The 11,901-nt window shown below is 65.8% G+C and carries 7 protein-coding genes and 2 pseudogenes; 4 read left to right on the top strand and 5 right to left on the bottom strand.

The window, feature by feature from the left end:
- Nucleotides 1-247, top strand: a pseudogene (locus tag KV205_RS31900) (hypothetical protein); the annotation flags it as partial.
- Between the two features lie 212 nt (nt 248-459).
- On the opposite strand, the gene KV205_RS31895 reads toward KV205_RS31900, so the two are convergent.
- The 4 genes from KV205_RS31895 to KV205_RS31880 form a co-directional block, all read right to left on the bottom strand.
- Nucleotides 460-1,071, bottom strand: a complete 612-nt coding sequence (locus KV205_RS31895) for a hypothetical protein (protein ID WP_265868298.1) — start codon at nt 1,069-1,071, stop codon at nt 460-462.
- Between the two features lie 95 nt (nt 1,072-1,166).
- The gene (locus KV205_RS31890; protein WP_265868297.1) at nt 1,167-1,598 is read right to left on the bottom strand and encodes an ester cyclase; all 432 of its coding nucleotides are present in this window, start codon (nt 1,596-1,598) and stop codon (nt 1,167-1,169) included.
- A 77-nt stretch (nt 1,599-1,675) separates the two neighbouring features.
- Nucleotides 1,676-2,593, bottom strand: a complete 918-nt coding sequence (locus tag KV205_RS31885) for a RimK family alpha-L-glutamate ligase (RefSeq protein ID WP_265868296.1) — start codon at nt 2,591-2,593, stop codon at nt 1,676-1,678.
- 718 nt (nt 2,594-3,311) lie between these two features.
- Complete coding sequence (locus KV205_RS31880; protein ID WP_265868306.1) at nt 3,312-3,569, bottom strand: hypothetical protein; 258 nt, start codon at nt 3,567-3,569, stop codon at nt 3,312-3,314.
- Nucleotides 3,570-3,629: 60 nt separating this feature from the next.
- On the opposite strand from KV205_RS31880, the gene KV205_RS31875 reads away from it, so the two are divergent.
- A complete protein-coding gene (locus KV205_RS31875) occupies nt 3,630-3,824 on the top strand; it encodes a hypothetical protein (RefSeq protein WP_265868305.1) in 195 nt (64 codons plus the stop codon).
- A 55-nt stretch (nt 3,825-3,879) separates the two neighbouring features.
- Here the strand turns inward: KV205_RS31875 and KV205_RS31870 are convergent.
- Nucleotides 3,880-4,319: pseudogene (locus KV205_RS31870) on the bottom strand (transposase); the annotation flags it as partial.
- A 190-nt stretch (nt 4,320-4,509) separates the two neighbouring features.
- Between KV205_RS31870 and KV205_RS31865 the strand changes: the two are divergent.
- Together KV205_RS31865 and KV205_RS31860 are read left to right on the top strand one after the other, a co-directional pair.
- Nucleotides 4,510-4,914 (top strand): Rieske (2Fe-2S) protein, encoded by a 405-nt coding sequence (locus KV205_RS31865; RefSeq protein WP_308404120.1) that lies wholly within the window; start codon nt 4,510-4,512, stop codon nt 4,912-4,914.
- A gap of 236 nt (nt 4,915-5,150) precedes the next feature.
- Nucleotides 5,151-11,852 carry an FG-GAP-like repeat-containing protein gene (locus KV205_RS31860; RefSeq protein WP_306806360.1) on the top strand — a complete coding sequence of 2,234 codons (6,702 nt, stop codon included), beginning with the start codon at nt 5,151-5,153 and terminating at the stop codon, nt 11,850-11,852.
- Nucleotides 11,853-11,901: the final 49 nt, after the last annotated feature.

The raw sequence follows: 11,901 nt of genomic DNA, 5'->3' as shown, positions 1-11,901 counted from the left end.
GGCCTCGGTCACGTTCTCACTGGTCATCGGTGCATCCTCCATGATCGGGAGTTACACCGAACGATTTACAGTCCCCGGCGCCGGCAGCCCGGCCGCCGCACTCGCCATGGTGTTCAAGCTCGTCGAGTCCGCCCAGGCCCGCTGGCGGGCGATCACCGGCGCCCACCTGGTCCCCCTCGTCCGCGCCGGCGCCAGATTCGAGAACGGCGTCCTGGTCGAACGACCGGAAACGGCGGCCGCGGCCTGACCACAACCCGGTGCGAGGCCCGCCGGCAGCTTGGCGATCATGGACCTCACTCGGGTGTGAGTCTGCGGGCCATGAAGATGATCACCGACCCGGCCATGGCCTCGTGGTTCCGGGTAATCGCTCGCCCCGCCCTCACCGGCCCTTGGCCAGGACCAACAGGAACACCGCTTTGTCGCCGAAAGACCGGCTCAGCCGATCGCCGGCCCGACCCGTCAGTTATTGAATGGTCGCGCGCGGCCGAATGACCACTCGCGGCCGTCGGGCCGTTCGCTCCAGGCGAGATGGTCGCCCCACCACAGCTCCTCGGGCCGCTCGGGCCAGACGTCACCCCTTCCGGGCGCGTAATGAGCGGGAGGCTCCGGCCAGTCGGCCCCGAACGGCTCCCCGTAGTTGAGTTCCCGATTCTTCATCTCATCGATGGCCCAGTCGATCGCCCTGGCGCCGTCTGCGATCTGCCACACGGCCAGCAGGGCCTCAGCGGTGTCGGTGCCAGGATCGAACAGCTTGGCGGCGTCCCGGTCGCTGAGTCCGAGCGCGAGTTGACCGGCTCGGCAGACACTCACAACGCACTCCTCCTTGGACGCCTCGACGTTCCCATCCACAGACCGGAGCGTCCACCCGTCCAGGTGCGCGGCCCACGCCGCAATGGACAGCCTGGTGCCAGCGGGCACGGCCCGATGTGGTCCCAGATCGGCATCCCAAGACGGAATAGACAGCCAGTCATCCTCATCAAGCCGATCGGGACAGGCGTGAATGGCTACCAGGAGCAGTCGGGCAAGCTCGACATCAGGCAAGGTGTATTCCTCTGCAACATCGTGGTCCATGTAGTCGCGAACATCATCTCCCGTCCACAGGTTTTGGCAATTCCTCCGTTGTGAGACGTCAGCCCGCCACCCGATCAGTGGCCATTCTGAACAGCTCACTCAACGAGAAACGCACCCAGCAGGGGATCAGGTCCCCTGAGGAACTCAAGTTGATCTGAGACCACCCACACGTCGGTTATCTTGCCGTTCTCCACCTTCAGCACATCGATCGTGTGAACGCGTACACGCCTTCCTGTGGGCAGGATCTCACCCATTGGCGTCATCATCCGGCCGGTGTGATGGCCGAGCAGGAAGAAGACGACAGTGATGGTGTCTGTGCTGTCGACCCGACGGATCACATCGACATCCAGATCGGCCAGTGCGCGATGCAGGGCTCGCATCCGGGTCACCAAATCAGTGGCAGTCGTGGCAACACCGTTGATCGACACCGGGTCGGCGTAACAGGCACGGAAGGCCTGCGCGGCGGCCGCGTCGTCCGTGGAAGGATTGCACCACAACTCGAATACGCGATCGAGAAGTTCTGTCATTTCATGCCGCATGGCAGCCCTTGCTATCAGTTCACTGCCGCACCCGACCAAGGCGTGGGCCGTTCCAGGGAGGGGGATCAGCAGAACCCATCCAGCCCCAACTGCGGACAGCCGGCGCTGGCCCCGGCTCGCGCCGTTACCGCGTCGACGAAGTGCCTCAGTCCTTCCATGCTGCTTTGAAGGAACAGATTCGGTTCGATGAGCTCCAGTTCCAGGACCACGGGTTCCCCGATGTTGTTCAGCACCAGATCCACCCGGGCGAACAGCGGTGCTTTCGGCGACGGAATGGCTGCCAGCGCTGCCAACGCGGTGCGGATCTCCTCCTTGGTGGGTTGGTACGGGGCGACGCCGAGATGCGGAACCCGATCGTTGTCGATTACTCCTGGCTCCGTAAGCAGGGGATCCTTGCGGATCGCATGGCTGAATCCACCGCCGATGAAGATCAGAGCGCGCTCTCCCTCTGCCACCCGGGGCAGATACGGCTGAACCATCACGCTGCGGCCCTGGTTCAGGAGCATCTGGGCATGACGAGCGGCATCTTCGTGCCGCCCGGGCTCGTAGCGTGCGGTGTCCAAGGCACCCGCGGAAACCGATGGCTTGACCACCACACCGTCCGCCTGCGTGAAGTCTGCTGGGGTGAACTGCGTTCCCGGCTCGAGAAAGCGGGTCGGCACAACGGCGACCTCCCGCTGGGCGAGTGCCCGCAGGTAGTGCTTGTCGCTGTTCCAGCGGATCACGGGTGCGGGGTTCCACAGCCGAGTGCGCACCCCGGTGGTGTCGGCCCAGACCAGGAAATCGTCGAGCCGTTCCACGTAGTCCCAGGTCGACCGGATCACCGCTAGGTCAAACCGCTCCCAGGCCGCTGCGGGCGCATCCCACAGCACAGTCTCCACTGTCAGCCCATCGGCGCGCAGCGCATCTACGATCAGCGGAAGATCCACGTCGTACTCGATGCCGGCATCACTGGTCACGATCGCAATCCTGGTAACGCTCATGCAACTCTCCTGTGGGCATCTCGGCCGCATCTCGGAGACGTTGCAAGGCATCCCGACGCTGACCACTTGCCCTCCGAACCTACCCCTGGTCGGCATCGGCGCCGTGAGTAGTCATTACCTCATGCCTTTGCCCGACGCGCCCTGCGGTCACGCTGGGCTGATGAACATGGATTCGCACAGTGCGCAGCCGTACCGATGTGTCCGCTGTGTCCGCACGGCGCAGGCGACGATATGACTGGCTGGGTCGTCGGATGCGGTGGCCGAGCCAGCGGCGTGCCAGCCGGCATGCAGAGCGTCGATGGCCGCTGTCGTCCACTGGGGCTGCCGATGTGATCGAGCAGTCGTGGCGCTGTTGTTTGCGGGGCGGTGACCGGGTGCAGCGCATATTCGAGGGCTACGCCGAGGAAGCGGCGGCGGTAGGACTCGGCTGGTGTCTCCGGCAGCTCCGCAGGCCAGCTCAGTGGATCGCAGGAGAGGGCCGCCAGGGCGAGCAATGACACATCTGCCCAGGTTCGTAGTAAGCCGCGATCCTCGTTGCTGTGGCACAGCTTGGTCACTTGATCGCGGGCGCGGGCCAGGATCGCCGAGACAGTCAGAGGGGTGAGTACTGGTGAAGGCGGGGCTCTGGGGCTCTGCTGTGAGTTCTGTGGTGCCGCCTTCCATATCCTCGACTGCCCGTCGTTCGGACGGCGTCGTGGAGGGCCATGGTTAGGCCGTGTTACTCGCTGACCTGCCTGGTTGACCGTCCGGGGAAGTCGCGGGCAGCCAACCAGATAGTGAGGTCGCGGGCGATGTCGTTGATGCTGGTCGCCGTAGTGACCTCGTGCTCTTTGCGGGCGTTGTCACGGCGGACGATCTCGTAGCCGCTCTCGGCGAACTGCAGCACCAGAGCCAGTCGGCCCGGTGACCAGGCACGCTTGCCCCGTGCCGGGAACAGAGCGGCGAAGTCCTGATCCTCGAAGATCACCCCGAGCACATCCCGGATCCTGATCGCCAGGCTCTCCTTCGGGAAGGCGGGCCTGTGCAGTCGCGGTCGATGCTGCCGGCCACCAGGTGGCCCAGCGTCGGCCTGCGGCCTGTGGTCCCCGAGGACCAGACTACGATCCTGTGGCTGCTGAGCGAGCGGCACGACGACCTGGCCCACGAACGCACCCGCGTCCTCAACCGGCTGCACGCCGTCCTGCATGACCTGGTGCTTGGCGGCGCTCCCACTGGTCTGTCCGCCGACTAGGCCGCTGCCATCATGAAGAGCATCCGGCCCGCGACCGCCACGGATGCCTATGGCTGTCCGTGATCGTCGAGATGGTTGTCTTGGACATCTCGGCGCTGTAGACCTCGGCCAGGTGGGCGGAGATCTCTCCATGAGTCAGGCCGCGGGCGAACAGGGACAGCACCCTCTCGTCCACGCCGGACAGACGACGCTGCCGCTTCCTGAAGATTTGCGGCTCGAACGAGCCCTCACGGTCCCTGAGAACCTCGCTCTCGACAGGCCCGACCCCCGTCGTCACGGTCTTGGCACGGGGGCCGTTGCGTGTGTGGTCTTCTCATGCTTCTCGTGCCCGAGATGGTCGGTGATCTCTCCCCCCAGGGCGGACTCGAGGATCCTCTTCGTCAGCTGCTGCAGCAGTCCGCCTTCGCCGGTGAGCTTGATCCCGTCGGCCTGGGCCCGGTCGACCAGCTGACTGATCAGCTGGTCGTTCAGAGCGTCCAGCTCTCGAAGATCCACTGTTGACCGTACAGACCCGCCGGGCACACGCTCACCACAACCCGATGGACTTCAAGCCCAGTGGTTGAGTACGGATTCCTCTGCCTAGTTGGGTGTTGTGGCGCGTATGTGTTTGCAGTACTCGTCTGGCCTGCTCTTCGTGACATAGGAGGTTCTCTTGTCTGGACCGTGTGGCGTTGGGGGTTGTGAAGTGGGTGTGGGGCGGCGCTCGTTTGTGGTGGGTGCTGTGGGTGCTGTGGGCGTTCTGTTGAACGGGTGCTCGGCAGGGCCGGCGCCGAATCCGCGAGGTCTGGAGGATTCCCGGAAGGGGGCGTCAATCGCGGATGCTTCGAGCATTCCCAAGGGGGGTGGGGTTGTGGTTTCCGATGCGGGGATCGTGGTGGCCCGGGACGGGGAGGGGCGGCTTCATGGGTTCAGCGCGGTGTGTACACATGCGGGATGCCTAGTCGGCGAGGTCACCGATGGGCTGATCGTGTGCCCGTGTCATGGCAGCCGTTTTGATGCGTCCACCGGCGCACCGGTTGCGGGTCCGGCGAAGGCCCCGTTGGTGCGGGTGCCGGTCGGTGAGCTCGAGGGGAAGGTTGTCATCGGTTGACAAAGCCAGAACTCGTTGACTCATCGTTGGAACTCTGATCTGCGGCGGCTCTGCGAGGGGAAGTCATGTTTCCCGACGCAATCCGGTCAAATTCCAGTTGACGCGCTGAATCGAATTCCTGTGGCTGCCGCTTCCTAGTGGTTCGCTGCACTGGTAGATCAAGGCACAGCAACCGCGACTTTTGGGTTTCCGCCTGTGGCGTTTTGGCCTGACTGCGGAGGCCCCATGTTCCGCTCATGCCTTGTTCGGTTTTCATTGCGCCGTTTATTGCGATTTTGGAGTTTTTGATGGATGGAAGAGTGCGGTGGCCGATGTTGCGGTCGCTTGCTGTGGCGGTGTCGGGGGCGCTGTTGGCGGGGGTTGCTCCGTCAGTGGCGTTGGCGGCAGTGGATCCGCCAGGTGTGCCGAGGCCGCCGGTGCCGTTGTCGGTGTCGGCTTCGGGGTTGTCGGGGGCTGTGGGGGGTGGCTATCTGCCGGGCTCGTCGGCGGTGGATTCCTCAGGCGCCTACACGTATACGCTGCCGTTGGAGGTGCCTACGGGACGGGCGGGGGTGCAGCCGCGCCTTGCACTGCGGTACTCGAGCTCGGCCGGTGACGGCCTGTTGGGCATGGGATGGTCGATCGACGGTCTGTCGGCGATCCTTCGATGCGGGCAGACACTGACGGAGGACGGCCACAGGACGGCGGTGCGGTTCGCGGACACGGACCGGTACTGCCTGGACGGGCAGCGGTTGATGGCCCAGGGCGGGGCCAAGGACGGCGCGGACGGGACGCAGTACCGCACGCGGGATGAGTCGTTTGTGCGGGTGACGTCGAAGGGCGGAACCGCGGCTGCGGGTCCGGATTCGTTCACGGTCGAGGGCCGGGACGGGCGGATACGGACGTACAAGGCGTACACGCAGTCGTCGGTGGCGTCGGCGGCGGGCTTCAGTTCCTCGGGCTGGGCGGACAGCGACAAGACGACATCGACGCCTAAGGCGTTGTGGCTGCTGTCGGTGGAGGCGGACCGGTCGGGCAACGAGACGCGGTTCGAGTACACGCCGGACGATGCGCATCTGCCGCAGCGGATCACCTACACGCACGGCGCGGGTGGCCGGGCCGGTGTACGGAAGGTGGAGTTCACCTACGAGGACCGCGCAGACAAGTCGTTCACCTACGGCACTGGCGTGCGCATCGAGTCGAGCAAGCGCATCAAGTCGATCGACATGTACGCCCCGAACCCGGACGCGACCGCGCTGGTGTGGCAATACAACATCGGCTACAAGTCGGGCAAGTCAGGACACAGCATGCTGGCGTCGGCTGCTCTGTGTGGTCCGTCGTCGGGTTCGTGTTCGCGGGCGAAGAAGTTCGACTACAGCGATCCGTCCAGGTTTCCGTCGTTCACCACATCCACCCTTGCCACACCATCTGGCTGGCAGTCGGGTCTGAGTGGCAAGCCGGCGGCGATGCAGACCGGAGACTTCAACGGCGATGGCGTCGACGATGTGGTGGTGACCCCGGGCGGCGAGTCGGACGCGGTCGGGCTGGGGGTACAGCACTGGATCCGGCTGGGGAAGCGGACGGGGTCGACGGTTGCGCCGTTGGACTCGGCGTTCCGTCTGGACAATGCGGGGGAGTGGCACGACAACGGGGTGCTGTCCGGGTCGTTGCCATTCGACTTTGACGGGGACGGGCGGACCGAGTTCGCCGAGTCGTACTCGGACGCCGGCGGTGCCCATTTGTCGGGTCTGCGGTGGGATGAGGCGTCGCACACGTTCAAGTCAGCGGGCGGTTCGCTCCCGGCCGGTGCTGCGGCGGACCGGATCCGCACGTCGCAGGTCGACCTGAACGGGGACGGCCGTGCGGACACGGTGACGCAGGAGCTCGGATCGCGGCCGACGGCGGGGACGACTCTGCCGGCGGCGCCGTTCACGGCGCGGTTGAACACCTCCACCGCGGCGGCGACGAGTTTCGGCAACCAGTTGACGGGGGCGATGAACGCCTCGCTGTGCGATGTGCGGGTCGTCGACATGGACGGCGACGGCCGGGGCGAGCTGGTCGGCAAGCTCTACTCCGAGACGGGCCCCGACCCGAACAACAACGTGCCGCTCACCTCGGAGTGCGACAACACCAGCCTGTTCTCGGTGAAGCTGGATGACGCGGGCGGGTTGAAGGTCGAGCCGATGAGCAAGCAGGTCGGCGGGAAGACGTCGTTCTGGGCGATGAGTTCCGCGGTCTCGGGTGACTTCAACGGTGACGGCCTGCCGGACTTTCTGGTCCGGCACGAGGACAACATTGCGATCGACTTCCGGGTGCTGTTCAACACCGGGCGGGGTCTTGCCGTAGGTCCTGCGATCACGCTGGCCGCGGGTGACATGCGGGTGGCGGATGTCGACAACGACGGCCGGGACGATGTGGTACTGGTCGGGTTGAACGGTGTTGAGACGGACGTGGCGCTGTCCAACGGCGACGGTACGTTCACCGGCTGGGGCAAGCTGGCCGCCGCGACCGGTGACAAGGGCGTGTCCGGCCGGTACCCGGGCACGCAATTGGGCGACTTCAACGGCGACGGCCGCACCGACATGGCCTGGATCGACAACAGCGTGCTCAAGGTGGCTGTTCAGGACGCGCGCACGCAGGCGGACCGGATGGTGTCGGTCACCGACGCGGACACCCCGTGGCCGAACGAGGAGATCGGCTACAAGACGTCCTGGACCGAGCATCCGGACCAGATGGGCAACGTGCAGAATTGCGCGGCGGCATTCCCGCTGGTGTGTCTGCGGCACGGGCGGACCGTGGTCCGCTCGGTGCAGTCGCGGGCGCACAGCATGGCCGCCTCCGCGCAGGACGTGAAGCCGGTCGGCACGTATTACGCGTTTGAGGACCCGGTCGCCGATGTGCGCACGGGCTTCGTCGGGTTCGGTGAGATGCGGACCTGGGAGCCGTTGCGGAACGCGGAGACGATCACCACGTTCGACGTGCGGACGCTGACCGACGGGGTGTTCCACCCGGGCGTGGGCAAGGCCAAGGACGTGCTCACGGTCCAGCCGATCCTCACTGACCAGCAGGTCGCGAATCTGGCGACCAAAGCCACTGCCCGGATCGTGCACACCGTTTACACCGACGACACGGTGAAGATGAACGCCGGTACCACGTATGCGGTGCTGCCCGCCGGGTCGACCACCACCGAGTGGGAACAGCCCGTCAGCATCGAGTGGCGCGGCCTGGACGAGCCCGGTGTCACCGCGACCCGGCACGTGGGCGGCGTGAACGAGGCCGGGGCGACGATCCTGCGCAAGACCACCGTCACCGACAAGCACGACGACGGTTTCGGCAACACCACCAGCCACACGGTGGAGACCACCGGTGGCACCAAGGAAGTGACCGTCACCGGCTACGACAACCGCACCACGCCGTGGCTGATCGGCCTGCCGAACACCGCCACCGTCACCGCAACCGAACCCGACGGCACCACCAGCAGCCGCTCCAGCACCTCGCACTTCGATGACTACGGCCGCCTGGACATGGTCGAGGTCGAGAAGAACAACACCGACCCCGACGCCGACGACGTCAAGCAGACCACCACCTACGGCTACGACGCGCTTGGCGTGCTCACCACGACCACGCTGTCTACGCCGCACCGGCCGAATGCGGTCACCCACACCGAGTACAAGCCCGTCTTCGAGAACCAGCCCGACGAGGAGATCTACCCCTCCCTGGTCTGGAGCGAGCACGACGTGGCCGAGATGAGGCCCTCCACCTGGATGATCACCCATCCCGGCTACGGAGTGACCCTCGCATCCGAGGACGTCAACGGCCGGATCACCACCACCACCTACGACCAGCTCGGCCGGCCGTTGACCCTCAAGACCGCCGGCGAGGCCGACACCACCATCTCCTACGCCCGCACACCGGTGACCGGCGGCAGCAACGGCCAGACCGTCACCACCACCAAGGCTGGCACCACCACCAAGGTCACCACCGACCCGCTGGGCCGCGCGGTCTCCTCCGGCGCCACCGCCTTCGATGGCAACACGGCCACCAGCACCACCGCCTATGACCTCCTCGGCCGCAAGGCGTCCGAGACCGCCGCCGCCCCCGGCGGCACCACCCGCTACGAGTACGACACCCTGGACCGGCCGATCAAAACGATCCTGCCGGACGGCAAGACCATCACCACTGACAACACCTTCTCCAAAACCACCACCACCGATGCGGCAGGCCTCAAGAAGGAGATCTCCTTCGACCTCGACGGCCGCATGACCAAGAGCACCAGCTACCTCACCAGCGGCTCCACCACCACCGCAGTCCCGACCACCTTCGGCTACGCACCGTTCGGCCTGCTCGCCAAGACCACCGACGACAAGGGCAACACCACCGTCTTCGGCTACGACGTCCGCGGCCGCCGCACCAGCATCGACGACCCGGACAAGGGCACCACCACCACCCACTACTACGGCACCGGCCTGGTCCGCGACGAAACCCACGCCAAGTCCGGCCACACCACCTCGTTCACGTACGACGACCTGGGCCGCAAGATCTCCCAGACCAGCGAGGACGGCACCTCCACCTACGAGTGGGACACCGCCGCTCACGGCATCGGCCAGATGGCCACCGCCACCAACCAGGCCGACAACATCACCACCGCGTTCCGCTACGACGCCCAGGGCCGCCCCGCCGGCACCGACTGGACGGTCAGCGGCACCAGGTACTCCACCGACACCACCTACGACTCCTCCGGCCGTGCCGCCACACTCACCTACCCCGACGCCCCCGGCCGCACCCGCGCCGGTGGCAACGCCTTCACCATCACCTACGGCTACAACACCGCCGGCCAGCTGAAGACCCTCACCGACACCACCGGCGGCGGCCACAACATCACCAGCCCCACTACCGGCAGCCCGCAGACCCTGTGGACCGTGGGCTCCCGCAAGCCGGCCGGCGACCTCGCCTCCGCCACCCTCGGCAACGGCACGTCCATCACCCGTGCCTACGACCCCAACGGCACCGGCCGTACCACCAACATCACCGCCACCACCAGCGCCGCCCAAGGCTCCGCCAAGCGCCTCGACCTCGCCTACACCTACACCGACAACGGCCGCGTCAAGACCCGCACCCAGGACGACACCCGCGGCAAGCGCACCGAGACCTACACCTACGACACCCTCGACCGGCTCACCAACTGGAACCTCCAAAACGGCACCGCTCAGGCCATCGACCACGGCTACACCTACGACACCCTCGGCAACATCACCCCCGCCGGCCAGGACCGCACCTACGGCAAACCCGACACCGGCGGCCTCGCCCGCCCGCACCTGCTCGCCACCAACGACGCCGGCACCACCGGCGGCGTCATGAGCTACGACTACGACAGCGAAGGCCGCCAGACCACCGTCACCGACGAAGCCGGCACCACCCTGCGCAAAACCACCTACACCGCCGACGACCTCCCCCGCACCATCACCGACAAGGACGGCAAGGTCACCACCTACCTCTACGACGCCTTCGGCCACCGCATCGCTGCCCTCGACCCCGCCGGCATGACCCTCACCCCCGGCGGCCTCTTCGAACAGCGCACCACCACCGGCACCACCCCCCCCACCACCACCCAGACCTACACCATCGACAGCCCCGACGGCCCCGTCGCCCAGATCACATGGAACGGCACCACCCCCACCACCACCTACGCCCTCACCGACCTCCTCGGCTCCACCAACGCCACCCTTAACACCACCGGCACCACCACCAACACCACCCTCACCGACCCCTGGGGCGCTCCCGTCAACCCCGACGGAACCCCCCTCACGACCAACCCCACCCACCAGACCCACGGTTACACCGGCCACGAAACCGACCCCACCGGCCTCATCAACATGACCGGCCGCATCTACGACCCCACCCAGCAACGCTTCCTCACCCCCGACCCCTACATCGCCGACACCACCAACTCCCAGGCCTACAACCCCTACGTCTACGTCAACAACAACCCCACCAATAACATCGACCCCACCGGCTACCTCACCTGCGCCTTCGTCATCACCGGCCCCTGCGAGGAACCCGGCACCGGCGCCAAGACCCCCACCAGCACCGCCGGCGGCTGGTACACCCCCAAGGGAACCACCGTCCTCGGCGCCACCTACGACCAGACCAGCACCTGGGAACAGAACGAAACCGTCGCCCGCGCTGCCTGGAAACAAACCCGGGAAGCCTTCTTCGCCGCCGCATTCCGCGATCAATACAAAGCTGCACACCATAACCCCACGCCTGCACCCGTCAAAAAGACCACCACCGGCGGATACGTCTGCCTCCTCAACTGCAACACCGGCGCTGACCCAAGCCACCTGTCCGTCGTCTTCGCGGCCAATCCCGGATCCGACATCTCGCGCGAAGCCGATGCTAAGCAAAAGGCCCTCAACGAGAAAATCGCCACTGTCGAGAAGGTCAAGGCCGGCCTCCAGTACGTCCTGACAGGCGCCGCCTACGCCGAATGGGTTCTCCTCGCCATCTACACCAATGGCGCCACTGCCCCCGTCACCCCTGCCTCCATCGCTGGTATCCAAGCCGAAATCGCAGCCTCCGACGCAGCTGCCACCAGCGCAACCGTCGCCGGCGCCAGCGGCACTGGAGCCACCGTCGCCGCCGGCGAAGTCGCGGCCGGAGCATGCGCCACCAACCCCGAAAAATGCCAAGCAGTAGCCGAAAAAGTCGTACAGCAAATAGTTACGAAAAATGGAGGCTCTGCTGCAGCTGAAATTCAAGCCGCAATCGATCGAAGCCAGTCAATTCGCCAAACTCTAACTGCACTGGAGTCTGAATTCTCCCGCGTAACACTGTCGCCAGGGACTTCAATATCGGCCGGTGCCGCAAGGCTGGGATTCTCATCGGTCGAACAATATTGGGAGTATCATGACCACCTGATGCACTCAATAGCAGCCACGCGGGCACTCCTCCCTAAGTAACATTCCCGTCGGGATGATCGCGGTGGATTCCGTGATCATCCCGACGGGC

It is taken from the genome of Streptomyces sp. SKN60 (assembly GCF_026236535.1).
GTDB lineage: Bacteria > Actinomycetota > Actinomycetes > Streptomycetales > Streptomycetaceae > Streptomyces.
Note: the sequence above shows the minus strand (reverse complement) of the source record. Positions and strands in the feature narration are given on the sequence as shown.

Excerpts from the sequence above, each read along its gene's own strand:
- KV205_RS31895 (WP_265868298.1), bottom strand. The coding sequence starts at position 1,071 with ATGGACCACGATGTTGCAGAGGAATACACCTTGCCTGATGTCGAGCTT.
- KV205_RS31890 (WP_265868297.1), bottom strand. The coding sequence starts at position 1,598 with ATGACAGAACTTCTCGATCGCGTATTCGAGTTGTGGTGCAATCCTTCC.
- KV205_RS31885 (WP_265868296.1), bottom strand. The coding sequence starts at position 2,593 with ATGAGCGTTACCAGGATTGCGATCGTGACCAGTGATGCCGGCATCGAG.
- KV205_RS31875 (WP_265868305.1), top strand. The coding sequence starts at position 3,630 with ATGCTGCCGGCCACCAGGTGGCCCAGCGTCGGCCTGCGGCCTGTGGTC.
- KV205_RS31860 (WP_306806360.1), top strand. The coding sequence starts at position 5,151 with ATGCCTTGTTCGGTTTTCATTGCGCCGTTTATTGCGATTTTGGAGTTT.